Source organism: Nonomuraea guangzhouensis (assembly GCF_019396345.1).
In the GTDB taxonomy this organism is placed as follows: Bacteria; Actinomycetota; Actinomycetes; order Streptosporangiales; family Streptosporangiaceae; genus Nonomuraea; species Nonomuraea guangzhouensis.
In genome coordinates this window covers 151,228-175,425 of the sequence record NZ_JAHKRM010000004.1, presented here as the reverse complement: position 1 = coordinate 175,425, position 24,198 = coordinate 151,228, and the positions used below count along the sequence as shown (strand labels likewise).

26 protein-coding genes are annotated in these 24,198 nt (G+C 71.1%); 15 read left to right on the top strand and 11 right to left on the bottom strand.

Annotated features, from left to right (window positions below; genetic code table 11):
- The 4 genes from KME78_RS08985 (at position 1) to KME78_RS08970 (ending at position 4,673) form a co-directional block, all read left to right on the top strand.
- Positions 1-801, top strand: a complete 801-nt coding sequence (locus tag KME78_RS08985; RefSeq protein WP_308126858.1) for an ABC transporter permease — start codon at positions 1-3, stop codon at positions 799-801.
- On the top strand, positions 798-2,531 hold the full coding sequence (locus KME78_RS08980) for a dipeptide ABC transporter ATP-binding protein (protein ID WP_443687327.1): 1,734 nt from the start codon (positions 798-800) through the stop codon (positions 2,529-2,531). Before KME78_RS08985 ends, KME78_RS08980 begins: the two co-directional genes overlap by 4 nt.
- Positions 2,532-2,790: 259 nt before the next feature.
- Complete coding sequence (locus tag KME78_RS08975; RefSeq protein WP_219528339.1) at positions 2,791-4,050, top strand: sensor histidine kinase; 1,260 nt, start codon at positions 2,791-2,793, stop codon at positions 4,048-4,050.
- Entirely contained in the window at positions 4,038-4,673 is a 636-nt protein-coding gene (locus KME78_RS08970) for a response regulator transcription factor (RefSeq protein WP_219528338.1), read from the top strand. The genes KME78_RS08975 and KME78_RS08970 overlap by 13 nt, the downstream gene beginning before the upstream one ends.
- Positions 4,674-4,675: 2 nt before the next feature.
- On the opposite strand, the gene KME78_RS08965 is transcribed toward KME78_RS08970, so the two are convergent.
- From KME78_RS08965 to KME78_RS08950, 4 genes are all read right to left on the bottom strand, one after another.
- Complete coding sequence (locus KME78_RS08965; protein ID WP_219528337.1) at positions 4,676-5,041, bottom strand: VOC family protein; 366 nt, start codon at positions 5,039-5,041, stop codon at positions 4,676-4,678.
- An 87-nt stretch (positions 5,042-5,128) separates the two neighbouring features.
- The gene (locus KME78_RS08960) at positions 5,129-5,773 is read right to left on the bottom strand and encodes a response regulator transcription factor (protein ID WP_219528336.1); all 645 of its coding nucleotides are present in this window, start codon (positions 5,771-5,773) and stop codon (positions 5,129-5,131) included.
- Positions 5,764-6,876, bottom strand: coding sequence for a sensor histidine kinase (locus KME78_RS08955; RefSeq protein ID WP_308126857.1), 1,113 nt, complete (start codon positions 6,874-6,876; stop codon positions 5,764-5,766). Before KME78_RS08955 ends, KME78_RS08960 begins: the two co-directional genes overlap by 10 nt.
- Positions 6,877-6,920: 44 nt before the next feature.
- On the bottom strand, positions 6,921-7,904 hold the full coding sequence (locus KME78_RS08950; RefSeq protein ID WP_219528335.1) for an aldo/keto reductase: 984 nt from the start codon (positions 7,902-7,904) through the stop codon (positions 6,921-6,923).
- Between the two features lie 99 nt (positions 7,905-8,003).
- Here KME78_RS08950 and KME78_RS08945 point away from each other — a divergent pair, with 99 nt between their 5' ends.
- Positions 8,004-8,852: an MmyB family transcriptional regulator gene (locus KME78_RS08945; RefSeq protein ID WP_219528334.1), complete on the top strand. Its 849-nt coding sequence runs from the start codon at positions 8,004-8,006 to the stop codon at positions 8,850-8,852.
- Here KME78_RS08945 and KME78_RS08940 read toward each other — a convergent pair.
- Positions 8,847-9,356, bottom strand: coding sequence for a cupin domain-containing protein (locus KME78_RS08940; RefSeq protein ID WP_219528333.1), 510 nt, complete (start codon positions 9,354-9,356; stop codon positions 8,847-8,849). The two genes, KME78_RS08945 and KME78_RS08940, sit on opposite strands and share 6 nt — an antisense overlap.
- Positions 9,353-10,231 carry an NmrA/HSCARG family protein gene (locus KME78_RS08935; RefSeq protein WP_219528332.1) on the bottom strand — a complete coding sequence of 293 codons (879 nt, stop codon included), beginning with the start codon at positions 10,229-10,231 and terminating at the stop codon, positions 9,353-9,355. Before KME78_RS08935 ends, KME78_RS08940 begins: the two co-directional genes overlap by 4 nt.
- Before the next feature lie 111 nt (positions 10,232-10,342).
- Here KME78_RS08935 and KME78_RS08930 point away from each other — a divergent pair, with 111 nt between their 5' ends.
- Positions 10,343-11,197, top strand: a complete 855-nt coding sequence (locus tag KME78_RS08930; protein WP_219528331.1) for a helix-turn-helix transcriptional regulator — start codon at positions 10,343-10,345, stop codon at positions 11,195-11,197.
- 99 nt (positions 11,198-11,296) lie between these two features.
- Here the strand turns inward: KME78_RS08930 and KME78_RS08925 are convergent, their stop codons facing one another.
- Positions 11,297-12,436, bottom strand: coding sequence for a PLL family lectin (locus tag KME78_RS08925; protein WP_219528330.1), 1,140 nt, complete (start codon positions 12,434-12,436; stop codon positions 11,297-11,299).
- 287 nt (positions 12,437-12,723) lie between these two features.
- On the opposite strand from KME78_RS08925, the gene KME78_RS08920 reads away from it, so the two are divergent.
- Positions 12,724-13,446 carry an aspartate/glutamate racemase family protein gene (locus tag KME78_RS08920; RefSeq protein WP_219528329.1) on the top strand — a complete coding sequence of 241 codons (723 nt, stop codon included), beginning with the start codon at positions 12,724-12,726 and terminating at the stop codon, positions 13,444-13,446.
- Between the two features lie 49 nt (positions 13,447-13,495).
- On the opposite strand, the gene KME78_RS08915 is transcribed toward KME78_RS08920, so the two are convergent.
- Positions 13,496-14,020 (bottom strand): hypothetical protein, encoded by a 525-nt coding sequence (locus KME78_RS08915; RefSeq protein WP_219528328.1) that lies wholly within the window; start codon positions 14,018-14,020, stop codon positions 13,496-13,498.
- A gap of 256 nt (positions 14,021-14,276) precedes the next feature.
- Here KME78_RS08915 and KME78_RS08910 point away from each other — a divergent pair, with 256 nt between their 5' ends.
- The gene (locus KME78_RS08910; RefSeq protein ID WP_219528327.1) at positions 14,277-14,768 is read left to right on the top strand and encodes a ricin-type beta-trefoil lectin domain protein; all 492 of its coding nucleotides are present in this window, start codon (positions 14,277-14,279) and stop codon (positions 14,766-14,768) included.
- A 29-nt stretch (positions 14,769-14,797) separates the two neighbouring features.
- Positions 14,798-15,241 (top strand): peptidase inhibitor family I36 protein, encoded by a 444-nt coding sequence (locus tag KME78_RS67870; protein ID WP_372454896.1) that lies wholly within the window; start codon positions 14,798-14,800, stop codon positions 15,239-15,241.
- A gap of 230 nt (positions 15,242-15,471) precedes the next feature.
- Here the strand turns inward: KME78_RS67870 and KME78_RS08900 are convergent, their stop codons facing one another.
- Entirely contained in the window at positions 15,472-16,416 is a 945-nt protein-coding gene (locus tag KME78_RS08900) for a pentapeptide repeat-containing protein (protein ID WP_219528325.1), read from the bottom strand.
- Positions 16,417-16,590: 174 nt separating this feature from the next.
- On the opposite strand from KME78_RS08900, the gene KME78_RS08895 reads away from it, so the two are divergent.
- Genes KME78_RS08895 through KME78_RS08870 form a run of 5 tightly spaced genes read left to right on the top strand, consistent with a single transcriptional unit; the run spans position 16,591 to position 21,580 of the window.
- The gene (locus KME78_RS08895) at positions 16,591-17,199 is read left to right on the top strand and encodes a biotin transporter BioY (RefSeq protein ID WP_219528324.1); all 609 of its coding nucleotides are present in this window, start codon (positions 16,591-16,593) and stop codon (positions 17,197-17,199) included.
- 7 nt (positions 17,200-17,206) lie between these two features.
- Entirely contained in the window at positions 17,207-19,114 is a 1,908-nt protein-coding gene (locus KME78_RS08885; RefSeq protein WP_246650757.1) for a class I adenylate-forming enzyme family protein, read from the top strand.
- Positions 19,114-20,274: a thiolase family protein gene (locus tag KME78_RS08880; RefSeq protein WP_219528323.1), complete on the top strand. Its 1,161-nt coding sequence runs from the start codon at positions 19,114-19,116 to the stop codon at positions 20,272-20,274. Before KME78_RS08885 ends, KME78_RS08880 begins: the two co-directional genes overlap by 1 nt.
- A 29-nt stretch (positions 20,275-20,303) precedes the next feature.
- Complete coding sequence (locus KME78_RS08875; RefSeq protein ID WP_308126887.1) at positions 20,304-20,978, top strand: energy-coupling factor ABC transporter ATP-binding protein; 675 nt, start codon at positions 20,304-20,306, stop codon at positions 20,976-20,978.
- Positions 20,975-21,580 (top strand): energy-coupling factor transporter transmembrane component T family protein, encoded by a 606-nt coding sequence (locus KME78_RS08870; RefSeq protein ID WP_219528321.1) that lies wholly within the window; start codon positions 20,975-20,977, stop codon positions 21,578-21,580. Before KME78_RS08875 ends, KME78_RS08870 begins: the two co-directional genes overlap by 4 nt.
- Before the next feature lie 39 nt (positions 21,581-21,619).
- Here KME78_RS08870 and KME78_RS08865 read toward each other — a convergent pair whose 3' ends face one another.
- Complete coding sequence (locus KME78_RS08865) at positions 21,620-22,789, bottom strand: MFS transporter (protein ID WP_219528320.1); 1,170 nt, start codon at positions 22,787-22,789, stop codon at positions 21,620-21,622.
- Positions 22,782-23,546: a GntR family transcriptional regulator gene (locus tag KME78_RS08860; RefSeq protein ID WP_219528319.1), complete on the bottom strand. Its 765-nt coding sequence runs from the start codon at positions 23,544-23,546 to the stop codon at positions 22,782-22,784. Before KME78_RS08860 ends, KME78_RS08865 begins: the two co-directional genes overlap by 8 nt.
- 115 nt (positions 23,547-23,661) lie before the next feature.
- Between KME78_RS08860 and KME78_RS08855 the strand changes: the two genes are divergently transcribed.
- Positions 23,662-24,180: an MFS transporter gene (locus tag KME78_RS08855; protein WP_246650756.1), complete on the top strand. Its 519-nt coding sequence runs from the start codon at positions 23,662-23,664 to the stop codon at positions 24,178-24,180.
- The last annotated feature ends 18 nt before the right edge of the window (positions 24,181-24,198 follow it).

Sequence of the window (24,198 nt, the reverse complement as noted above, 5' to 3'; positions counted from 1 at the left end):
GTGCCGGCGCGCATCCTCGTACCCGCCGCCTTCCTGACCCTGCTGGCGCTGGCCGTTGCCGTACCCGGCCTGCTCACCGGCGTGGACCCGCTGTCGGCCGACCCGCTGCGCGCGCTGACCCCGCCCGGCGGCGCGCACTGGTTCGGCAGCGACCACCTCGGCAGGGACGTGCTGTCCAGGGTGGTGTACGGCGCCCGGCACTCGCTCACCATCGGCGTCTCGGCCACCGCCGTGGCCGTGACCTCGGGCATCCTGCTCGGCCTGGCCGCCGGGCTGTCGCCGAAGTGGCTGGACGAGGCGCTGGCGCGCTCGTTCGACGTGCTGTCGACCCTGCCGGAGCTGCTGCTGGCGCTGCTCGTCATCGCGATCACCGGCCCCGGCACCATGAACGTGATCTTCGCGATCGCCGTCGCGCAGATCCCCAACTACGCGCGGGTGATCCGGGCCCAGACCTTCGTGGTCCGCCACGCCGGGTACGTCGAACAGGCCGTCACCTTCGGCCGTTCCCGGGCGGTCATCACCGCCCAGCATGTCCTGCCCAACGTGCTGGGCCCGATCCCGGTGCTGGCCACCATCGGGCTCGGCCAGGCCGTCATCGGCGCGTCGGGGCTCAGCTTCCTCGGCATGGGGCCTCAGCCGCCGGCCGCGGAGTGGGGCGCCATGCTCGCCGAGGCCCGCAACTACCTGCGGGTCGCCTGGTGGGAGGCGCTGTTCCCGGGGGTCGCGATCACCTTGACCGTCGTCTGCCTGACCGTGATCGGGCGGCGTCTGCAGCACCGCTTCGAGGGGAGGACGCCGTGACCACGTTCCGAGAGGAGCACACCGGGACCGGCCTCAGTGAGCGTGACGCCGAGACCGGCCTTGGCGGGCGTGACGCCCGGACCGGTCTTGGCGGGCGTGACGCCGGGAGCGTTCGCGCGGTTGCCTCGGATGCCGGTGCCTCTGACACCGCGCTGGTCTCCGTGGCGGACCTGAGGGTGAGTTTCGGCGGGACCGAGGTCGTGCGCGGCGTCTCGCTGTCGGTCGCGGCGGGGGAGTGCGTGGCGATCGTCGGCGAGTCCGGCTCCGGCAAGAGCGTCACCGCCCGGTCGCTGCTCGGCCTGGCCGGGCCGGGCTCCCGGGTCGAAGCCGGGTCGTTCGACCTGTCCGGCAGGGACGTTCGCGGCTTCCGCCCGGCCGACTGGCGGCGGTTGCGCGGCCGGTTCGCCGGCTTGGTGCTGCAGGACGCGCTGGTCTCGCTCGATCCGCTGCGTACCGTGGCCGCCGAGATCGGTGAGGTGCTGGCCGTACACCAGGTCGTCCCCCGTGCGCGGCGGCCGGAACGGGTGCTGGAGCTGCTCGACGCGGTCGGCGTCCCGGACCCGGCCGCCCGCGCCCGCCAGCACCCGCACCAGCTCTCCGGCGGGCTGCGACAGCGGGTGCTGATCGCCTCGGCCATCGCCGCCGAGCCCGAGCTGATCATCGCGGACGAGCCCACCACCGCGCTCGACGTCACCGTGCAGGCCCAGATCCTGCGGCTGCTCGCCGAACGCAAGGCCGCGGGGACGGCGCTGCTGCTGATCAGCCACGATCTCGCCGTGGTCGCGTCGATCGCCGACCGCATCCTGGTCATGAAGGACGGCCGCGTCGTCGAGGAGGGGCCCGCCCGGAGCGTGCTGGCTTCGCCCGCGCACGAGTACACGCGCTCGCTGCTCTCCGCCGTCCCCTCCGCCGCCTCCAGAGGCACCCGCCTGTCGGACGGCACACCACTCCCACGCCGCGCCTCGACCCCTTCCGAGCCGAGCCTGTCCGCGCAGGTGCTCGCCGCCACCGGCCTGTCCATGTCGTACGGTCCGCGCCGCGTCGTGGACGACGTCTCTTTCACCCTGCACGAGGGCGAGACGCTCGGCATCGTCGGCGAGTCCGGCTCGGGCAAGACCACGGTCGCCAGGCTCGTTCTCGGCCTGCTCGAACCCGAGACCGGACAGGTGAGCCTGCACCAGCGGCAGTGGAGCGGCCTGCCCGAACGCGAGCGCCGCCCGATGCGGCGGAACGTCCAGCTCATCTCGCAGAACCCGCTCGACTCCTTCGACCCCCGCCACACCGTCGGCCGCCTGGTCGCCGAGCCACTCGCCCTGCCTCGCCGGGAACGCCGGGCGCGGGCACTGGACCTGCTGGAGCGTGTCGGCCTGCCCGCCGCGTACGCCGCCCGCCACCCCAGAGAGCTGTCCGGCGGCCAGCGGCAGCGGGTCGCCATCGCCAGAGCCCTCGGCCCCCGCCCCGGCGTGCTCATCTGTGACGAGCCCGTCTCGGCGCTCGACGTCTCGATCCAGGCCCAGGTGCTCGACCTGCTCGCCGAGATCCAGGCCGAGTACGGGACCGCCATGCTGTTCATCTCCCACGACCTGGGCGTCGTCCACCACGTCAGCGACCGGGTGCTCGTCATGAAGGACGGCCGGGTGGTGGAGGAAGGCGAGGTCGAGCAGGTGTTCCAGCAACCCCGCCATCCGTACACCCGCGCCCTGGTGGACGCGGTTCCCCGCCTCGACTAGCCACGCTTTCCCCACGCACCGCTCCGTCACCGGCACCGCGATCGACCGCCCGGCTCCCGCTCTTCAGAGGGAGCCGGGCGGTCGCCGTTCCCGTTCCTCAGAGGGACCCGAGCGATCGTCGCTCCCGCTCTTCAGAGGGACCCGAGCGATCGTCGCTCCCCGCTCCTCAGAAGGACCCCAGCCGAAGTACGGCGGGAGGGTGCGGAAGGTGGAGTGTGCTGTAGTGCGCAGCACGTCCGTGATTGAGGACACTTGGGGCGTGCGAAAGCTACTACGAGGGACCCGATACCTCCTGGCCGGCCTGCCGTCCGCCATTGCCACGCTATTGGCCCCACCGCTACTGGCAGCGGTGGCGCTGTCGTCCGGCCTCGCCGGGCTCGGGCTGTTCGCGTTCCCCCGGGCGACGGTCGTGCTGCGACGCTGGGCCGAATGGCACCGCCGCCGCGCCGCCGCGTACCTCGGCGTCACCATCACCCCGCGCGACCTGGTGCTCGGCAAGGGGCTGCGCGCCCAGTGGCGGCAGGTGCTCGACGATCCCGAGGTCAGGCGCGACGCCCGCTGGACGCTGCGCCAGATCGCCACCGGTATCCCGGCCGGGCTGGCCGCGCTGGCCCTCGTCGGCACCCCGGTGCTCACCGTGGTGGCGGCTCCGCTGTGGTGGCTCTTCCCCGCCGACGAGCCGCTGCGGCTGCTGGCCGGGATCCCGGTGACCGGGTGGGGGAGCGCGCTGGGGCTGGCCGCCGGGTCGGTCGCGGGCTTCGGGGCGCTGTCGTGGTGGGCGGTGCCGCGGCTGGCGGGGTTCCACGCGCGCGGGTGTGTCGCCGCGCTGGAGCCCACGGCCGAGGAACTGCTGACCGAACGCGTCGGCGAGCTGACCGAGAGCCGGGCGGGCGTGCTCGACGCCCACGGCGCGGAGCTGCGCCGCATCGAACGGGATCTGCACGACGGCACGCAGGCCAGGCTGGTGGCGATCGCCATGCGGCTGGGCGTGGCCAGGGAGTCGCTGCCCGACGACGCCGGCGCCCTCGCCAAGCTGCTCCAGGAGGCGCACGAAGGAGCCGAGGAGGCCATGACCGAGCTGCGTGAGGTGATCAGGACGATGTACCCGCCGATCCTGGCCGACCGCGGACTCGACGGGGCGCTGGCCGCCCTGACGGCCGGGGCGGGCGTCCCGGCCGAGGTCGAGCTCCAGGACCTGAGCGCCGGAGCGGCCCGGGCCGGCGAGCTGGGCAAGCTGCCCGCCTCCGTGGAGGCCGCCGCCTACTTCATCGTGGCCGAGACGCTCACCAACGCCGCCAAGCACAGCGGCGCCACCCGGGTCCTGGTCCGGTTGACCCGCGACGGCGGCCGGTTGCTGGTCGAGGTGACCGACGACGGGATCGGCGGCGTGAACGAGGCGCTCGGCACCGGCGTCGTCGGCATCCGCCGCCGGGTGGCCGCGCTCGACGGCACCGTGCTCGTCTCCAGCCCGGCCGGCGGCCCCACCGCCATCACCGTGGAGCTGCCGTGCGCGTCGTGATCGCCGAGGACAACGTCCTGCTCTCCGCCGGCCTGGAACTGCTGCTGGGCAGCAAGGGGATCGAGGTCGCCGCCATCGTCACCGACGAGCCGGGCCTGGTGGCGGCCGTGGACGAGCACCGGCCCGACGCCGTCATCGCCGACGTACGGCTGCCCCCGTCGTTCCGCGACGAGGGCATCCGCGCCGCGCTGGAGATCCGGCGCGCGCACCCCGGCCTGCCGGTGCTGGTCCTGTCGCAGTACGTGGAGAAGGTGTACGCCAGAGAGTTGCTCTCCGACGGCCGTGGCGGCCTCGGCTACCTGCTGAAGGACCGGGTGAGCCGGGTCAGCGAGTTCGTCGGCGACCTGCGCCGGGTCGCCGACGGCGGCACCGTCATGGACCCGGAGGTCATCGCCCAGCTCATGGCGGGGAGTACGATCGACGCCCTCACCAACCGCGAACGCGAAGTGCTCACCCTCATGGCCCAGGGGCTCGGCAACACCGAGATCGGCAAGCGGCTGTTCGTCACCGACAACGCCGTGCACAAGCACATCGGCAACATCTTCGCCAAGCTCGGCCTGCCTCCGGCCGATGGCGGACATCGCCGGGTCCTGGCCGTACTCGCCTATCTGAACAGTTCGTGAGGTCAGTCCTGCTGGATCACCGACAGCCAGTTGCCCGCCGGGTCCTTGAACCAGGCGATCAGCGGGCCGCTCACGCGGTTGACGCCCTTCTCGTCCGTGCCCGCAAGACGCTCGAAGACGACCCCGCGCGCCACCAGTTCGTCCACCGCCTGGTCGATGTCGCTGACGGGGAAGTTCAATATGGTGAACGTCGCCGGCGTGTGGTCCTGCTTCGGGTAGACGATCGTGTCGCGGTCGCCCGCGATGTGCAGCGTGAGGATCCCGTGGTTCTCGGAGACGCGCAGGCCGAGCGTCTCGCCGTAGAACCGCTTGGCGGCCGGGATGTCGTCGGTGGAGAAGCCGCTGAAGGCTCTGGTGTTCTCGAACATGATGGTTTCCTTCCGTCATCGGGGAGGTAGAAGCCGGTCGGCCGGATTCGACACGTTTTCAAGGGCGAATCTTGGAAGGGGCGGTGCTCAGCCGTCGAGGTGGCGCAGGATCGCCAGCACCCGTCTGCTGTAGGTGGGGGTCGCGGGCAGGCCGAGTTTGTCGAAGATGGCGTTGACGTGCTTCTCCACCGTGCTCAGGGAGATGTGGAGGTTCGTGGCGATCGCGGTGTTGGTGTAGCCCTGGGCGAGTTGCCGGAGGACCTCCGACTCGCGTTCGCTGAGCGTACGCAGCGGGTCCACGTGGGTGGTGCGGGCGAGGAGCTGCTTGACCACTTCCGGGTCGATGACGGTCCCGCCCTCGCGGATCCGCTCCAGCGACCCCAGGAAGTCCGCCACCTCCGACACCCGGTCCTTCAGCAGATAGCCCATGCCCTCGGTGGCTCCGGAGAGCAGTTTGGCCGCGTACGTCTTCTCCACGTACTGCGACAGGACCAGCACGCCCACCGCGGGCCAGCGTTCGCGGATCTCCAGTGCCGCGCGGAGCCCCTCGTTGGAGTGGGTGGGCGGCATCCGGACGTCCACCACCGCGATCTCCGGCTGGTGTTCGGCCACCGCCGCGATCAAGGACTCCGCGTCGCCGGTCGCGGCCACGACCTCGTGCCCGGCGTCCTCCAGCAGCCTGATCAGGCCCTCACGCAGCAGCACGGCGTCGTCGGCGAGAATCAGCCGCACTGTCCCTCCTTCGGGAGGGTCGCGCAGATCCTGGTGCCGCCGCCGGGCGGGCTGTCGACCTCGAACCGGCCGTCGAGCGCCAGCACCCGCCGGGCCAGCCCCGACAGCCCGCCGCCCGCCGGGTCGGCGCCGCCCCGCCCGTCGTCGGAGACCACCAGGCGTACCGCCCGCTCGTCCTCGCTCAACACGACCAGGATGTCGCTCGCCCGCGCGTGCTTGACCGCGTTGGTGATCGCCTCCCTGGCCACGAAGTACAGTGCGGTCTCCACCTCGGAGACGGGCCGCCCGGCCAGCCCGTATTCGACGGTCACCGGCACGCACGACCGTTCGGCGACACCGGCCAGCGCCGTCCGCAGGCCCAGCTCGTCGAGCGCCGTCGGGTAGATCCGCCACGCCACGCTACGCAGCTCGTCGAGCAGCTGCCGCGACTCGGCGTAGGCCTGGTCCACGAGCTTGGCGGCCCCGGCGGGGCTGTGCCGGGCCCGCCCGAGCAGCATGGCCAGCGCCACGCCGCGCTGCTGCACGCCGTCGTGCAGGTCGCGCTCGATCCTGCGCCGCTCGTCGTCGACCACCCGCACGATGCCGTAACGGGTGACGGTCAGCTCGGCGATGCGCCGTCGCATCAGCTCCTGTGGCCCGGGGCCGAGGAAGCGTACGGCCAGCCGCCGCTCGGTCGCCACCAGCAGGCGGCACCAGAACGCGCCCAGGGCCAGCATCAGCACCCCGCAGGCCAGGCCGACCGCCCAGCTGTGCATCGACAGCCTGATGCCGGGCAGGTCCAGCGCCACCGGGGCGTACTCGCCGGAGAACACCACCCACATGCTGCCGCCCAGGAACAGCAGGGCGAGGAACAGCAGCGCCAGCGCGAGGTAACCCCCGAACACCCCGACCAGCGCACGCAGCGCCAGGTATCCGTGACCCGAGGCGGCCCCGTCGGTCTCCTGGCCGAACCAGGCGGCCAGCCGGGCCCGTTCCAGCTCCACCATCCGCGGCGCCCACCTGCTCCGGTACGGCCAGGCGAAGGCCAGCAGGGCGAGGGCCGCGGCTCCGGTGACCAGCCCGGCCAGCACTCCGGTGAGCTGCCTGAAAACAATGCCTGCCACGCTCGCGAAGTCTAGGCGCCGTCGCGGCGCGGCGGTGGCTCCAATCACACGGTGCGGGCCGTGCGGTGGGCGGCGAACGACTGGCGGTCGCCCGACCAGGCCGACCGGGGTACGGCCGCCTCCAGCCGGTCGAGGTCGGCGGGAGACAGGACGATCTCGGCACTGGCGGCGTTCTCCGCCAGACGCGCGGCGCGCCGGGTCCCGGGGATGGGGACGACGTCCTCGCCCTGGGCCAGCAGCCAGGCGAGCGCGAGCTGGGCCGGGGTCACCTCGCGCTCGGCGGCCAGCCGTCGCACCTCGGTGGCGAGCGCCTGGTTGCGCTCCAGGCTCTCGTCCTGGAAGCGCGGATCGCCGAGACGGAAGTCGTCGGCCCCGAGGGCGTCCGTGGAGACGGCGCCGGCCAGGAAGCCGCGGCCGAGCGGACTGTAGGGGACCAGCCCGATGCCCAGCCGGCGGGCCGTGGGCAGCACGTCGTCCTCGATGTCACGCCACCACAGCGACCATTCGTACTGCGCCGCGCTGATCGGATGGGTGGCGGCCGCCCGCTCGAGCTCGCCGGGGCTCGCCTCCGACAGCCCGAGGTGGCGGACCTTGCCCTCGGCGACCAGCTCCGCCATGGCGCCGACGGTCTCCTCGATCGGCACCTGCGGGTCGACGCGGTGCTGGTAGTACAGGTCGATATGGCCGACGCCCAGCCGGGCCAGTGACGCCTCGCAGTAGGCGCGGACGTTCTCGGGCCGGCCGTCGACCCGTCGTGCGCCGTCGTCGCCGCGGATGATGCCGAACTTGGTGGCCAGGACCACCTCATCCCGGCGCCCGGCCAGCGCCCGGCCGAGCAACTGCTCGTTGTGGCCACGGCCGTAGCTCATGGCGGTGTCCCAGAAGGTGACGCCGAGGTCGATGGCCCGGTGCAGGGTGGCGATCGACTCGGCGTCGTCGGCCGGCCCGTAGCCCTGCGACATGCCCATGCAGCCGAAGCCGACTGCCGAGACGGTGAGACCTTCCGGCCCTAGGGTTCGAACGTTCATGGCCTTCACCGTAACCGCGACCTATCCTGGTAACCACAGCACGCTGTTTCTAGTAATGGAAGTACCAGGATGTCGCGATCCGTGAGCTCCGTGAGCTCCGTGAGCTCCGTGAGCTCCGCGAGCTCGGCGATCCGGGCGAGAGAGCTGGGAGACCTGCTCCGCTCCCGCCGCGAGCGCCTTCAGCCCGCCGACGTCGGCCTGCCCGCGGGGACCCGACGGCGGACCCGCGGACTGCGCCGAGAGGAGGTGGCCCAGCTCGCGGCCATCTCCTCGACCTACTACACCTACCTGGAGCAGGGCCGTGAGGTGCGTCCGTCGCACCAGGTGCTCGACGCGCTCGCGGCGGCGCTGCGCCTCGACGCCGCCGAACGCGGCCACGTCCACGAGCTCATCCACGGCGCCCCGCCCGCCGAGACGCCGGCCGCCGCCGAATCGCTCTCACCTGTCGTCGTCTCACTCGTCGACCGGCTCGACCCGTGCCCGACCTATGTCACCGGCCGGTGCTTCGACGTCCTGGCCGCCAACCGGGCCGCCCGGGCATTGTGGACCGACTGGCCGGCCCGGCCGCCGGAAGCTCGCAACATGCTCTGGTGGATGTTCACGGATCCCGAGGCCCGGCAGGTCATGGTCGACTGGCCGGGCGAGGCCTCCGCGCTGCTCGGCCGCTTCCGCACGGCCGCGGCCCGGCACCCCGGCGACCCGGCCTTCAGCGCGTTGCTCGACCGCCTGCGCGCGGCGAGCCCCGAGGTGCGGGAGTGGTGGCCGCAGCACAAGGTCGTCCCTCTGGCCTCCGGCACCAAGCGGCTGCGCCATCCGGTGCTCGGCGAGCTCGAGTTGCACCACGTCGTCCTCCAGCTCGCCGACGAACCCGAGCACAAGCTCGTCACCTTCACCCCCACCGAACGTGACCAGGCGCGGATCTCCGAGCTGCTGCGGTTGCGGCTATAGGCGGTTCACAAACGGGGTCAGCTGGTGGATGTCGTGGCGGGCCCGTAGTGCCGCGATCGCCTCCTGATCGGGTGGCCGGCCGGTGGCTATCAGATCGGCGAGTTCGCGGAGATAGTGCTCGTGGCCGGACGGGGAGACGAGGAAGAGCATCCGCGCGGGCTCGGGTCCGGGATTGAAGAAGGCGTGCGGGCAGCCCGCGGGCACGAACATGACGCTCCCCGGACCGCCTTTGAACACCGGCGTGCCGGTGTCCGACTCCCACGTCCGCCAGTCGCCACCGGCCTTATCACGTGGGTGGAAGGCGAGCAGTTCGAGCTCCCCGTCGAGGACGTAGAACACCTCCTCGACGTTATGGTGCAGGTGCGCCCCGACGTCGAATCCCGGTGCGACGTCGGCCTCGAACACGGACCAGCTCGCCGACCGCTCCGCACCCACCTTGAGCGTGATGCCGGCGGTCTGGATCCGGGATCCGGCGCCGGGTGGGAGCAGCAGTCCGTCGGTCATGGCTTCCATCCGGTCGTGTCGAGCCAGGTCTCCAGCGTCATCAGGTCCGGGTGGGCGGCCCGCAGCGCCGGGAAGTCGGGTTCGTCGTCGTCGCGTTCGCCGAGCCAGGCGAACATCCGGGCCACCTGCTCGTCGAAGGCCCGTACCTGCTCGATGGGCACCTGGTGGAAGCGGGCGGGCAGGCCACCGGCCCGGCCGAAGGCCTCGGCGATCGCCTGCGCGGAGAGGCAGTCTCCGGCGATCTCGAGCGTTCGGCCGATGAACGCGCCGGGCTGGTCGAACGCGACCGCGACGAACGCCCCGATGTCCCGCATCGCGATCAGCCGTACCCGCGTCTCCGGTCGTACGGCGAGGTTGACCACCAGCTCGTCGCCGTCCACGACCGGGCGGGTGAGGGAGGTGAAGTTCTCCATGAACATGACGGGCCGCAGGACGGTGGCCGACAGCCCGAGCGAGCCGATGCGCTCCTCGATGCGGGCCTTGCTGTCGTAGTACGGGATGTCGCTCACCAGGCCCGCGCCGCTGATCGAGCTGTAGACGAGGTGCTCGACGCCGGACTTCTCGGCGAGCTCGGCCACCGTCGTGCCGCGCCGTTCCTCGGCCGCCACCCCTTCAGGGGTTACCTTGGCGCCGGTGAGCATGGTCAGCACCAGGAAGACGCCGTACGCGCCGTCCATCGCCGCCCGGAGCGACGCCGGGTCGTCCAGGTCGCCGGTGACGAGGGTGGCCCCCGCCGCCCGCAGCGATGCGGCGCCCGGCGAACCGGCATCCCGTACCAGGGCGCGAACCTCCCACCCACGATCGAGTAACTGGCGCGCGGCCGCGCCGCCCTGCTGGCCGGTGGCCCCGATCACCAGCACCTCTCGCTGTGTCATGTGCTCTCCTTCGCCCGGCGGTGACAATGATCAGGCTAGCCACGGAGAAGCGGTCGATCCTGGTACAGATACTGCTAACCTGCCGGTCGGTTCACCGTCCACGGGAGCGCTGTGGGAAGCGGCCACGACAGCGGACAGCCGGCGCGACGCGCCGAGCTGGGCGCCTTCCTGCGCGCGCGCCGGGCCCGGCTGCGGCCGGCCGACGTGGGGCTGCCGGAAGACGGCATACCGGGGCGACGCCGGACCGCCGGGCTCCGGCGCGAGGAGGTCGCCGAGCTGTCCGGCGTCGGCGTCACCTGGTACACCTGGCTGGAGCAGGGCCGGAACATCTCCGCGTCGGCCCAGGTGATCGACGCGCTGGCCCGCGCGCTGCTTCTCGGCCCGGACCAGCACCGCCACCTCCGCGACCTCGCCGGCCTCGCCGCCCCGGACCGGGAAACCTCCACCGATGACGTACGTCCGCGACTGCGCCGCCTGGTCGACGCCGCGGCGCCGAACATCGCCTCGATCTATGACGGCCATTTCGACTACCTGGCATGGAACCGTCCGTACGCGCTGATCCGCCACGATCCGGAAAGCTTTCCGCCCGACCGGCGCAACCTGGTGTGGATGATGTTCACCGACGAGGAGAACCGGGCCCGCATGACCCGATGGGAGCCGGCGGCGCGGGCCGTTCTCAGCCAGTTCCGGGCCATGGCCGGGCAGCGACCGAACGATCCGCGGTTCGCGGACATCGTCGCCGGGCTGACGGCGGCGAGTCCGGAGTTCCGGGAGTGGTGGAAGGAGTATCCGATCCGCTCCTTCAGGCCGGCGACGGTCGAACTCGATCACCCTGAGGCCGGGCGGGTCGAGCTGGAGATGTTCCAGCTCCGCCTGGTCGAGCGCCCTGACCTGGTGATGGTCGTACAGGTGCCGGTCAGCGACGCGATCCGCCGGCGGATCACCGCCATGCTCGAAACCACGTGATCGGGTTGCTGGGCCCCGGCGGAGTTCGCTGACAGGGCCGCCGCCCCGCTCAGCACGAGCGGCCGCGGGAGGCGCGCCGACGCTGGACGATGCCCGGGCTTACTGCTCCCAGTTCTCGTATACGAGCCCGTCGGTGGTTCGCACGAAAGCATTGGGCAGTGGAGGCCCTCCAGGCGAGGGATAGGTGGTGTTGCAGATGCCAATGCCCGCGTCGATGGTACGGCCGGTTGGATTCCCGTGGTCCTCCCAGACCGCCTTGACGCCGTCCCACCGGCAGGCCCAGACGGAGTTGTTGCCGTCGGTCACGAAGACCAGCGCGTATTGGGAGTCGTTGGTGCTGTCCGGGACGCTGATCGCACCCAAGCTGGCAAGGGCGTAATGGTCACTCAGCGGGGCACCCACATCGAGCCAGGAGTCGTCCTGACAGACCCAGACGTTGCTGGTCCCTCCGCTCAGGACGAAGCAGCAGGCTTGCGAGAGCTGCCCGGGGCCGCGCTTGATGATCGCCGCACCGGCCGGTCCACCGATAATCGAAGGGTATGGGGGCGAGCCAAGAGCAGTCCACCGTGAGTACACCGTGTCCGTGACGCCGAGCCACAACTGCCCGTCGCTGCCCCACACGTACACCTGCAGGCTCTGCTCGCCGGTCCTCTCGTCCGTGACGGCGAGGACTCCCATCGAGGAGCCGATCCCGACAACGCCGGGCGTACCCATGCTGTGCCAGAGCCAGGACGACCCGTTCCACCAGTTCACCCACGCATTGCCGTCGCTGCCGATGACGACGGCGAAGGGCGCGGGACTCATCGACGGCTTCAGCGCGACCGTCACCGCGCCGAGGCCTCGGAAAAGGTTGACGCCCGGCGGCTGCCCCTGGTCGGACCAGAGCCACGTTGTACCGTTCCACCACCTCACCCAGAGATGTTGGTCTCGTATGACGAACGCGTAAGGTCGATTTCCCTCCGGCCTGTCGTCGAGAGCGATGACGCCGACCGGCCGGTCGACCTTTCCTCCTTGGTCGACCCATTCGAAGATGCCATCTGGCCTCTGCCAGAGAATCCACAGATGACTGTCCTCCGCCCGTACGAATACGAAGGGGCGGGAGGCCGGCGAGACATTCCTGTCGACGACCGCCACCGCACCGATCCCGTACGTCACCCCAGGGCCGGGGTTGCCGCGACCAGCCCAGTGCCATGACGGCGGGATGGGCGCGCCGGCCCAGGGCAGCGAGCTCAGCGCCATGGCTCCGAGGCTGGTCCCCAGAAAGGCCCGGCGGGAGAGCTCCGGTATGACGACGTCCGCCGGGGATCGTCTGCCTTCGTTGCCGTCGTCGGATAACGCGGGCTGGTCGTCGGGTCGTTGTTCGCTTGATAACATGACTATTTCCTCTCGCTGCTTGAGCGCGAATGTTGCGGAGATTCAATAGCCAGTGGCTCGATAAACGATTAGTAGCGGGTTGCAGCCCAATGCCGTCCAGTTTCACGGATCCCGCGAATCGCTCCACGGCGGTCGCCGAAGGAGTGATCATCATGCGGCATCTCGGCATTCTCGCCCACAGCACCGAAGGCGCGGCCCTGTGTTTCCTGGCCTACTGCCAGGAGGGTTTCCGCCGGGTGGGCCGGCACGAGTATCCCGACGTGACCCTCGACTACATCGCCTTCGGCTACAGCATGCCCGCCTGGGACGCGGGTGACCACGACTCGATCAGGGCCACACTGGCCGTCAGCGTCGAGCGCCTCGCGCGCGCCGGGGCCGACTTCTTCGCCTGCCCGGACAACACCGCCCATCTGGCGCTCGAACGGCCCGGCGAGGATCTCGCCCTGCCGGGCCTGCACATCGCCGAGGTGGTCGCCGACCAGGCAGTTCGCGACGGGCGGACGAAGATCGCTGTGCTCGGTACGTCGTACACGATGGGCAGCGGGCTTTATCCGCGGGCGCTAGCCGCGCGCGGGATCGCGGCCGAGGTGCCGGAGGCGGACGACCGGCGGATCATCAACAAGATCATCTTCGATGAGCTGGTGAACGGCGTGTTCACCGAGGAGTCGCGGCAGGAGTACGTCCGTGTCATCGCGCGGCTGGCGGACAGGGGCTGTGACGCCGTCGCGCTCGTCTGCACCGAGATCCCGCTCCTGGTGACCCCCGAGGTGTCGCCGCTGCCGACGCTCGACTCGACCCGCCTCATGGCCGTCGCCGCCTACGAGGTCGCCACCGGCCACCGGCCTCTGCCCACCTGGCGCGGAGGGGGTGGCTGAGGCCCTGGATGCTCCCCCGGGCGGCGGATTCCAGGGCCTTTCGTATGCGCTAGTACCTGACGCAGTCCTGCTTGGCCAGAACCAGGCTCATCCCCGCGACCTTGTTGTTGCTGTTCGACACATAGAACATGTAGTACGCCTTCTTGCCCGGCACGTCGGCGGTGGGGTAACCACCCGGACCGCGCCGCAGATTGGGGTAGGCGGCCTTCAGCTGCGCCCTGCTGGAGCCGAGGCCGATGCCCTGAGGCGTCTTGAGGCCAGTGGGCGCGACGATCATGGCCACGCCGTGCTTCTTGGAGATGTACATCCCCACCCGGTATTCGCCGTACGGGCTCTCCTTGAGGTCCCAGCCCGTGCACCTGGCGTTGTCTCCGACTGACTTGCGGACGATTCGCCCGGTCGCCTTGGCCTTCGTGGCGGTCATGCCGAGCTTCAGGTTGCCGTACCCGTACGGCCCCAGCGTCGCCTTCTGGGCGGCGAACGCGGCGGGCGCGACGGCGACCGGCACGACACCTCCCGCCAGCGCCACCACAAGCGCTGAACGGCCGATCCGCAGGGCGGTCGTCTGCTTCATGGTGTTTCCTCCTTGATCTTTGACTTGATCACTTTAGTGATAGTTCGGACTGGTTGTGGAGGAATCACGGAGTTGCGGGCAAGCGCCGTGCGGCCCTCGCTCTGCAGGGGGTTGACTGGCGCGACCTAGCCGGTGCGGCCGAACACCCGGCCGTCGATCCGCCACCCCTAACAATCGGGATGGGTGGAGAGATTCGCTCGGACCAATATGTGGATTACGTCATTCGACTCCCATCGGTCCGTTCAAAGGAAATGGCATGAAGCTGACAACTCGTGTATTCAGCACAACGCTGGCGCTGCTCATCGCCGGTAGCGGTACGGCGTTGGCACAGCCTGCGAAGCCCGCTGCCGCCAAGTCGGCGCTGTCGGTGCGGCACTTCCATAACGTGCGTTTCCAGCGGTGCCTGGACGCGGACACGAACACCGGCGGCAATGGCGGCAAGGTCCAGCTGTGGGACTGCGGTCCCTGGAACCAGCAGGACTGGGACGTCCGGGCGGACGGCTCCATCTACAACATGCGTTTCCAGCGGTGTCTGGACGCGGACACGAACACCGGCGGTAACGGCGGCAAGGTCCAGCTGTGGGACTGCGGTCCCTGGAACCAGCAGCAGTGGGTTCTCCGTGACGATGGCTCCGTGTACAACGTGCGTTTCCAGCGGTGTCTGGACGCGGACACGAACACCGGCGGTAACGGCGGCAAGGTCCAGTTGTGGGACTGCGGCCCCTGGAACCAGCAGTGGTGGCGGTAACGGGGGCTGAGAAACACCTATGCAAGATCATGCGGCCGCGTCCTCACGTCCTCACTCGAACGCAAAGAATCGGCAACCTCGGGCGCGCGTCCCTACCCGAAACGAGAGGAAGAACAATGTTCCGCAACGTGAAATTCATCAGCATCACTTCAATCGCACTCATCGGCCTTTCTGTCGGCCCTGCCATGGCAGACGCAAAATCTAGCGCCGCCGATGCGTGCCCGAGGTCCAGGCTGTGCTTCTACAGCGACACCGACTTCGAAGGGCGTTCGCTGTTCGTCGCATCGGCGCCGACCGGTACCTGCTGGAACACAAGTGGCGACGGTTTTCCCTACAGGTCGATAATCAACAACACGAATTATCGGCACCGGGCATGGAGAGGTGGCAGCTGCGACGGAGAAAGCTGGATCATCGGCCCACACGACAGTGTCGATGACCTTGGATTCGACGCCCACAGCACATCGAGAGACTGACCAGTCGGGCGTTCCCTCCGAGGGAGCGGCGAGGCCATTCGCCGGGCTCGTCAGTGTGATGCGATGAAGACCGCACATCATCGAACGCCCCTTCTCGCGCGAAGCGAGAAGGGGCGTTCGACGCTTGACGACTTTTTCGGTCACCGTATCCATCAGGCCGCCGAGCGGATCGATCCGGACTCTGTCGGCGATGGCCTTGCCGATTTCCGTGTTCGCGCTGATCCCGCTGGTCACGGCCACTTCGTGTGGGTGTCCCATTGGACGATCTTCTTGAGTTGGGCGGTGGGCGGCAGTCCTGTGGCGCCGGTGAGGTCAGCGCGCCTGAAGTCGGCGTCCTTCAAGGTGGCGCCCTTCAGGTCGGCGCCCCTCAGGTTCGTGACGAAAAAGATGGTGCCGGTCAGGTCGGCGTCCTCCATGCGGGCCTTGGACAGGTCGGCGAGATTGAAATTGGTGCGCGCGAGGTTCGCCTTCGTCAGGAAAGCTTCGGAGAGGTCGGCGAAGGGCATGAGGCTGTCGGACAGGTCTGCTTCGATGAGATTGGCTTCGGCAAGAACCGTGCCGAACATCCTGTTGCGCGGCAGGTAGGCGCCTTGCAGGGTGGCGCCACCGAGCCGGGCATGTGACAAGTCGATCCAGCCGTCCTTCGCACCGACCGGCCGGACCCGGCCCAGCACAGTGAGCATGGTCTGAACATCTCTCGCTTGCCCGAACTGCTTCTTCGTCGACGTACGGCCGTTCCCCACGACATAGGAGGCGAGCACGTCGACGGTGGTCTGCCGGTAGGCGGGGACGTCTCTGCCGATGCCGTCCAGGGCGTAGACACCGCCGATCCGCACGTCCATGCTCTTGCCGCCGAGTTGTTCGACGGCCTTGCTGAATCGGTCGGTGACCTGGCCCTTCTGGGCGACCTCGAGGCCCTTCCTGGCGATCAGCAGCTCCTCGCGGGAGGCGTCGATCGATTTCGCGGTCTGAGCCAGTCCCTGCGCGGTCAGCAGCAGTCCGCCCAGCACACCGATGGTCGTGGCGACCTGCAGCAGGGTGGCGACGAACTGGCGTCGGCTGTTTCGGGCCACGCTGTGCAGCTCAGCGCGTTCCTTGGGCGGAAGCGTGTCGAATTCCGCCCGGGACAGGGGAGCGGTCGCCCGTTCATCGCGTCTCCACCGGAACCACGTCATGGACAGATGGTCTGATCAGCCGGGCGTCTTGGCCAGAGCAAACCCCAACTCAAATGCCGCCTCTCCGGGTGCGACATCTATCGTGGGCGATTGTTGTGGCATCCCTCCATGCGTGCCCTGCGACGTTGTGGTGTGAGATCGGATCCGCGCACCTACAAGAGTGGAGGAGGCGACATGTCCAAGTTCAACCTGGGGAACGGGTTCCCCACCGGCGACATCGCCCGGATCGCCGTCTTCGCGGCGCTGATCGCCGCGCTCGGCCTGCCGGGCAGCCTGAACGTCTTCGGCAACACGGTCCCGATCACGCTGCAGACGTTCGGCGTCATGCTGGCGGGCACGATCCTGGGGTCGTGGCGGGCCGCCGTGGCCGTCGCCGTCCTGCTCGTGCTGGTGGCCGCGGGCCTGCCGCTGCTGGCCGGCGGGCGTGGGGGGCTGGGCGTGTTCGTGGGGCCGTCGGCCGGCTTCCTGCTCGGCTGGCTGCCCGGCGCGGCCGTGACCGGCTGGATCGTCGAACGCGGCGGTCATCACCCGAGCGTCGTACGGCTGGTGGTGGCCTGTGCGGTCGGCGGCATCGGGGTGGTCTACCTGGCCGGTATCCCGGTGCAGGCGCTGGTCACCGGGGTCTCGCTGGGCAAGGCGGCGGTGTTCAGTCTCCAGTTCCTGCCCGGTGACCTGATCAAGGCGGTGCTGGCGTCGATTGTGACGAGGGGGACTCAACGGGCATACCCTGACGCCGTCCCGGCCGTACATCGCGAACGGCTCCGCGCCGGCAAGGAGGGCTGACCAGGTCATGCCGGTCGCCGTACAGGTATTGCGACACGCTTACGACCACCCGCACCGCCTCGCGGTGTGCGGTCCGGCGGGCGAGCTGAGTTACGCGGAGCTCGCCCGACGGATCCGCGGCACGGCGACGCACCTGGCCGCGCTGGGGATGGGCCGCGGCGCACTGGTCGCGATCAGCCTGGCCGACCCGGCGGACCAGCTCACCGCCGCGCTGGCGACGGATCTGGCGGGGGGTACGCCGCTGCTGTGCGATCCGGCGTGGGACGAGCGCGTACGGGCTGCGATCCCAGCAGATCTCCACCTGGACGGCCTGGACCACCTGGACGGTTTCGACCACCCGGACCACTCCGACCGTCCCGACCGCTCCGACCGTCCCGACCGCTCCGACCGTCCCGACCGCTCCGACCGTCCCGACCGCTCCGACCGTCCCGACCGCTCCGACCGTCCCGACCGCTCCGACCGTCCCGACCGCTCCGGTCACCTCGGCCGCCCGGGTCAGCCCGGGCACCTCGAGCGCCCGGATCAGCCCGGCCACCTTGACCGCCCAGGTCAGCCCGGCCACCTTGAGCGCCCGGGTCAGCCCGATCACCTCGACCGCCCCGGTCACCTCGGGGGCCTCGATGGCCGCCCTTCCAGCGAGAGGGATGCTGCTCTTGGGGTGGATGGCCTTGTGTCACCCGCTGAGGGAGGTGTACGGCCGTCCGCGCCAGCGGTGTGGCCGCGGCCGGAGGCCGGGGATCGGGCCTGGGCGTGCTTCAGCTCCGGGAGCACCGGCCGGCCGCGGGCCGTGGTCCGCACCCGCGCGTCCTGGACCGCGTCGTTCCCGCAGATGAGCGAGCTCGCCGGGATCGGGCCCGGCGACGTCGTCCTGGTGCCCGGGCCCTTGAGCTCGTCCCTGTACGGTTTCGCGGCCGTGCACGCGCTGGCCGTTGGTGCCACAGCCTTGGTGCCGGGCCGCTGGTTGCCCGGGTCCCTGGGCGCGCAGCTCGGCCAGGCGACCGTGGCGCACCTGGTGCCGCACTGCCTGCCGACCGTACTCGACGCCCTGCCGGAGGGCGCTCCGCTGCGGACCGTCGTGATCGGCGGGGCGGCACTGCCCGCAGAGCTGCGGGAGCGGGCGGTGGGCGCCGGGATACGGGTGGTGTCCTACTATGGCGCGACCGAGCTGTCCTTCGTGGCCGTCGACGTGGACGGCGCGGGGCTGCGCCCTTTTCCAGGTGCCGAACTACAGGTCAGGACGCCCCCTGGCCAGTCGCTCGGCGAGGTGTGGGTGCGCTCGCCCTGGCTGGCCGAGGGCTACCTGGCGGGAGCGTCGGGCCCGCTGCGGGTGGACGGCGACGGGTGGATGAGCGTCGGCGACGTGGCGGAGCCGTACCTGCCAGGTGAGGTTCTGCGGTTGCGCGGCCGGGGAGACGGCGCGATCCAGACCGGCGGAGCCACGGTCGTGCCGGAGGACGTCGAGGAGGTGCTCAGGAGCGTGCGCGGAGTGGGCGACGTCGTGGTGGTCGGCTCACCGCACCCGGACCTGGGCGCGGTGGTCACGGCCATCGTCGAGGTGGGCGCCGGGCCGCCGCCGCCGCGAGCCACGCTCGAGGCCGTGGCACGCGGCGGCCTGGCCGCCGCGCAACGGCCCCGCCGCTGGTACGCGATGGGCACCCTGCCCCGCACCTCGGCAGGCAAGCCGGCCCGCGGCCTCCTCACCGCCCGCTTGGCGGACGGTGATGCTGCCCGCTTGGCGGACGGTGACATCGCCCGGGGGACGGACAACGATGCCGTCCGGTTGACGGGCGCCGACGCCGCCGGCTCGATAGACAGTGGTATCGCCCGCTTGGCGGACGCCGACCCCGCCCGCTTGGCAGACGGTGACGCCGTCCGCCAGGCCGACAGCGACCCGTACCTCTGGCGGCTCCCCTGATGCGACCGCTCCCACCCGAGGCCCTGCCGGTCATCGTGGCCGCACGCCGTACGGCGATCGGGACCGCCGGGCACGCCTTCAAGGAGGTGACGGCCGACAGGCTGGCCGCGCCGGTCATCCAGGTGGTGGCCCGTGACGTCGCCTGCCTCGGTGTGCCGATCGACGACGTGGTGCTCGGCAACTGCATGGGTCCCGGCGGGAACCTGGCGCGGGTCTCGGCGTTGGGCGCGGGGCTCGGCGAGGCGGTTCCCGGTGCCACGGTGGATCGGCAGTGCGGCAGCGGGCTGGCGGCGATCCTGATGGCCGGTCAGGCCGTGGCCAGCGAGGAGATGGAGCTGGTCATCGCCGGTGGAGCCGAGAGCGCCTCCACCGCGCCGTTGCGGGCGCACCGGGAGAGCCCCGACACGCCGTACGAACGGGCGCCCTTCACCCCGGCGGGCCATCCGGACCCGGACATGGGGGCCGCCGCCGAGGCGCTCGCCGCGGCGCGCGGCGTGGAGCGGGAACGCCAGGACGACTACGCCGGCGCGAGCAACGCCAAGGCGGTGGCCGCGCGGGAGGCGGGGCGGTTCGCGGCGGAGATCGTCGAGGTCGGCGGCCGGACGGAGGACCAGCGTCCCCGGCTGATGCGGCCGGCGTCGCTGTCGCGGTTGCCGGCGGCGTTCGTCCCGGGTGGGTCGGTGACGGCCGGGAACTCCTCGCCGGTCAGTGACGGGGCGGCGGTGGTCGCCCTCACCTCGGAACGACTGCGGGCCGGAGCCGGGCTGCCCGGACTCCGGCTGCGGGGCGGAGCGGTCGTCGGCTGCGATCCCGCCCTGCCCGGCTGGGGTCCGGTGCCCGCGGTACGGCGGCTGCTCGGCCGTACCGGAGTGAGCATGGAACAGATCGCGGCGGTGGAGATCGTGGAGGCGTTCGCGGCCCAGACGCTGGCCGTCACCGACGCGCTCGGGCTCGATCCACTCGGCGCCGACAGGGAGCGGGTCTGCGCGGACGGCGGCGCGCTGGCGCTCGGCCATCCGTGGGGGGCGACCGGAGCGGTCGTGGTCACGCGGCTGTTCACGCGGCTCGTGCGGTCGGGCGCGCCGCCGGGGACGCTCGGGTTGGCGACGGCGGCGGTCGGCGGCGGCCTCGGAGTCGCCGCCCTGTTCGAGGTGGTATGAGCGGTGCGTGGGATCCATGGGTGGTGTGCGTGATCGAGCTGGACGACGTGCGGGTCCGGCTCGGGCAGCGTGAGGTGCTGTGCGGTGTCACGGCCGCGCTGCCCGAGCGGCGGGTGGGCGTGATCGGAGCCAACGGTTCGGGCAAGAGCACCCTGGCCCGGCTCCTGAACGGCCTGGTCCTGCCGACCTCGGGCACCGTCACCGTCCTCGGTGACGACACCCGCCGCCACGCGGCCAGGATCAGGCGGCGTGTCGGGTTCCTGTTCACCGACCCCGACGCGCAGATCGTCATGCCGACCGTGGCCGAGGACGTCGCGTTCTCCCTGCGCCGGCGGAAGCTGCCGCGCGAGGAGGTCGAGCGCAGGGTCGCCGACGTCCTGGAGAGGTACGGCCTGGCAGGCCACGCCGACCACCCCGCCCACCAGCTGTCCGGCGGTCAGAAACAGCTGCTCGCCCTCTGCTCGGTCCTGGTGCTCGAACCCGAGATCCTCGTCATGGACGAACCCACGACCCTGCTGGACCTGCGCCACTCCCGGCTGGTCGCCGACGTGCTGCGTGAGCTGCCGCAGCAGGTGGTCGTGGTCAGCCACGATCTCGCCCTGCTGGAGGACTTCGACCGTCTGCTGGTGCTGGACGAGGGGCGGATCGTGGCCGACGCCGCGCCGCGGGCGGCCATCGGCCACTACCGGAAGCTCATGTCGTGAACGCGCTCACCGGCGCCTACGTCCCCGGGGACTCACCGCTGCACCGCCTCCCCGCGGGGGCCAAGCTCGCGGCTCTGGCCGCCTTGTGCACGGTGCTCGTCCTCCTGCGCGCGCCGATGGCGATGGCGGTCGCCGCGCTGGTGGTGGGCGTGCTGTTCGCCGTCTCGGGGGTGGGCGCGGCGGCGGCCTGGGCGCAGGTACGTCCGGTGCGCTGGTTCGCCGTCGCGCTGTTCGCCATGCAGATGGTGTTCGCGGACCTGCCGTCGGCGATCACTTCGGTGTCGCGGGTCGTCCTGGCCGTCGCCCTGGCCGGGCTGGTCACCCTGACGACGCGGACGGCCGCCATGATGGCGTTCCTCGAACGCTGCCTGTCACCCGCGCGGTTCGTGGGGCTGGACCCGTTCCGGCTGTCGTTGCTGCTGTCCCTCACGATCCGCAGCGTGCCGGTCATGGCCGACCTGGCCACCCGGGTGCGGGAGGCTCAGCGTGCCAGGGGAGTGGAGTGGAGCATGCGCGCCTTCGCCGTACCGCTGGTGGTGAGCGCGTTGCGGCACGCCGACGCACTGGGCGAGGCCCTCAGCGCCCGCGGCCTGGACGACTGACAGCGCTGCTGACGGCGCTCACGTGTCGGCTGACGGCTGTCATGTGTCGACAGGCAGGCGGCGGGCGGCCACGCCTGCCCAGCCGAGGCCGAGTGCGGTGATCAGGAGTACGCCCGCGGCCCCCGCACCCGCCGCCACCAGGCCGGCCGCGCCCGGGATGAGGATCTGGCCGGTACGGTTGCCCACCAGTCGCAGCGACATCGCCCGCCCCCGAAGACCGGCGGGTGCCGACTCCGCGAGCCACGACATGGTCATCGGCTGCCCCACCCCGAGCCCGAAGCCCATGACCAGCAGCACACAGGCCAGCAGCCACAGCGGCATGGGCAGCGGTGTGACCACCATGGCCAGGGCCGCCGCGACGGTGCTGGCCACCAGGAGGCGCCGTCTGCCGAAGGTGCGTGAGAGGCGGCCCAGGAAGAACCTCGACCCCATCGACGCCACGCCACGGATCGCCAGTAGGGCGCCGACCACGCCTGAGGCGAGTCCTTGTTCGGTGCCCAGTGCCGGGAGGTAGACGAGGGTGATGTCGACCGCGGCCAGCACCACGCAGCTCGTCACGAGTGCGTGCGCGAGACCTGGCAGCCGCAGCAGCGACCGCACCCCGGCGGCGTCGCCCTTGACCTGCGCGGTGGTCCGTGGGCTGCCGGTCAGGAGCGTCGACAGTACGACGAGTACGGCGGCGAGGCCGCAGGTCCACAGGTAGATCCGGCCGGTGTCGGGAATGGCCAGCGCGCCGCCGAACACGGTGATCAGGACCGGACCGGCGGCCTGGCCCAGCGAGGCGGCGAACGTGTAGTGGCCGAAGGCCGTGTCGTACCGGCCGGGCGCGGTCACGTTGGCCACCAGCGCCTGCTGGGCGATGACGCAGCCGAGATGCCCCGTGCCGAGCAGGACGCCGCCCGCGATCAGCCCGGGGATCGTGTGGCCGAACGCCAGGAACGCGGCACAGGCGGCCGTGAGCAGGATCGCCCCCGCCACGGCCATGCGCCGCTCGCCGTACCGGTCGGCGGCCTGACCGGCGGGGATGGCCAGGAGGAGCGGCGCGATGGCGAAGCTGGCGCCCAGCACGCCCAGCCACGCCGCCGGGACATGCAGCTCGATAGCCCCGTACGACATGGTCGGCCGCAGCACGAACGTGACCACCTGCGTCCCCATGGAGTGCGCCAGCAGCAGAGCCGTCCGATGGCGCCGATGCCAGCCGTCAGACATCGATCCCGTCCCATTCAGACCCGGCCCGCTCAGATCCAGCCTGGTCAGATCCAGCCTGGTCGAGCGCAATACGGTCGGAGTCGGCTCGGGCGCGCAGCCGCCGGGCCGCCTGCGCGCCCAGGCTGGTGTCGATGTGCTCGCGCATGACGGCCGCCGCCCCCTCGGCGTCTCCGGCGATCACGTACTCCAGCAGGGCCTCGTGCTCGGCCGCCTTGCGGTCGCGGGCGGCCTGGCCGCGTTCGACCTCCAGGGCCAGGCGGCGGAAGCGGTCGGACTTGTCCCACAGGCCGTCGAGCGTGCTGATGAGCAGGTCGTTGTGCGAGGCGCCGTAGAGGGCGGCGTGGAAGCGGCGATGGGCGACGAGCTGCTCGTACGCGGGATCGCCGGGCAGCGGGCTGAGCCCCTCGGCGGCCGCGCGCATGCCCGCGATGTCGGCCCTGGTCCTGCGCTCGGCGGCCAGGGCGACGGCCAAGGGATCGAGGGAGCGCCGCAGCTCCAGCAGGTCGCGCGCCTCCTCCGCGGACAGCGGGGCCACCCGGGCGTCGCGGTGGGCGTCCAGCGCCACCAGGCCCTCACTCTTCAGCCGGCGCAGCGCCTCGCGGAGCGGCGTGGTGCTGATGCCGATGTCGCGCGCCAGCGTGACCTGCGCGATCACCGAGCCGGGCGGCAGGACTCCGGACAGGATCAGCTCCTTCACCCGCAGGTACGCATGGTCGGCCTTCGTGGGGGAGAGCTCGGCCGGCGTCCCGTTCGTCACGGCTATAACGTACCGCACCACGTTAAGACGCGAAATTTCGGGCTAAATGGTCATAGGTTATAACGGGACTCCCGGCAGCCCTCCGGTGTGGGAGCATTTGGGCACCATGCGAGCCATGCTGCCGTTGCGATTAGCGCGGTCGGCCCTCTTCGCGGCCGTCTGCGTGACGCTGGCCGCCCTGGCCCACTGGTTCGCGGGTGGCACACTGCCGGGCGTCGGCCAGGTCGCGCTCGGAGCCGGGGTCGTGACGGCCATCACGGTCGTGGCGGCCGGCCGCGAGCGCGAACCAGCCCCGATCGCCCTCCTGCTCGGCTCGGCGCAACTCCTCCTGCACGGCCTCTTCTCCTGGCATGCGCCCATGACGCCCGGTCACGGGCTGGCCTCCGACGTCGAGATGGAGCTCTGCCACCTCACCGCCACGCTGATGACCGGATGGTGGGTGGCCAGGGGCGAGACCGCCCTGTGGTCGGTGCTGCGGCGCCTGGCCGTACGCGTGCTGCTGATCCTGGCGCCGTGCCCCGTACGCCCGCCGACTCCGCCGGCGCCCGCCTACCGCGCACCCGGCATTCCCTACGAAAGCGTCCTACGTCACGCGGTCGTCCGGCGTGGACCCCCGCTCCCGGCTGCTCGCTGAAAACTCCCATCCCGCAGC

Bases quoted from the DNA above. Each gene is read 5' to 3' on its own strand.
- KME78_RS67870 (WP_372454896.1), top strand. From the start codon at position 14,798: ATGCGGCCGCGTCCTCACGTCCTCACTCGAACGCAAAGAATCGGCAAC.
- KME78_RS08880 (WP_219528323.1), top strand. From the start codon at position 19,114: ATGCGACCGCTCCCACCCGAGGCCCTGCCGGTCATCGTGGCCGCACGC.
- KME78_RS08950 (WP_219528335.1), bottom strand. From the start codon at position 7,904: ATGAACGTTCGAACCCTAGGGCCGGAAGGTCTCACCGTCTCGGCAGTC.
- KME78_RS08865 (WP_219528320.1), bottom strand. From the start codon at position 22,789: ATGTCTGACGGCTGGCATCGGCGCCATCGGACGGCTCTGCTGCTGGCG.
- KME78_RS08895 (WP_219528324.1), top strand. From the start codon at position 16,591: ATGTCCAAGTTCAACCTGGGGAACGGGTTCCCCACCGGCGACATCGCC.
- KME78_RS08965 (WP_219528337.1), bottom strand. From the start codon at position 5,041: ATGTTCGAGAACACCAGAGCCTTCAGCGGCTTCTCCACCGACGACATC.
- KME78_RS08900 (WP_219528325.1), bottom strand. From the start codon at position 16,416: ATGACGTGGTTCCGGTGGAGACGCGATGAACGGGCGACCGCTCCCCTG.
- KME78_RS08920 (WP_219528329.1), top strand. From the start codon at position 12,724: ATGCGGCATCTCGGCATTCTCGCCCACAGCACCGAAGGCGCGGCCCTG.
- KME78_RS08925 (WP_219528330.1), bottom strand. From the start codon at position 12,436: ATGGCGCTGAGCTCGCTGCCCTGGGCCGGCGCGCCCATCCCGCCGTCA.
- KME78_RS08855 (WP_246650756.1), top strand. From the start codon at position 23,662: ATGCTGCCGTTGCGATTAGCGCGGTCGGCCCTCTTCGCGGCCGTCTGC.
- KME78_RS08935 (WP_219528332.1), bottom strand. From the start codon at position 10,231: ATGACACAGCGAGAGGTGCTGGTGATCGGGGCCACCGGCCAGCAGGGC.
- KME78_RS08885 (WP_246650757.1), top strand. From the start codon at position 17,207: ATGCCGGTCGCCGTACAGGTATTGCGACACGCTTACGACCACCCGCAC.
- KME78_RS08910 (WP_219528327.1), top strand. From the start codon at position 14,277: ATGAAGCTGACAACTCGTGTATTCAGCACAACGCTGGCGCTGCTCATC.
- KME78_RS08940 (WP_219528333.1), bottom strand. From the start codon at position 9,356: ATGACCGACGGACTGCTGCTCCCACCCGGCGCCGGATCCCGGATCCAG.
- KME78_RS08915 (WP_219528328.1), bottom strand. From the start codon at position 14,020: ATGAAGCAGACGACCGCCCTGCGGATCGGCCGTTCAGCGCTTGTGGTG.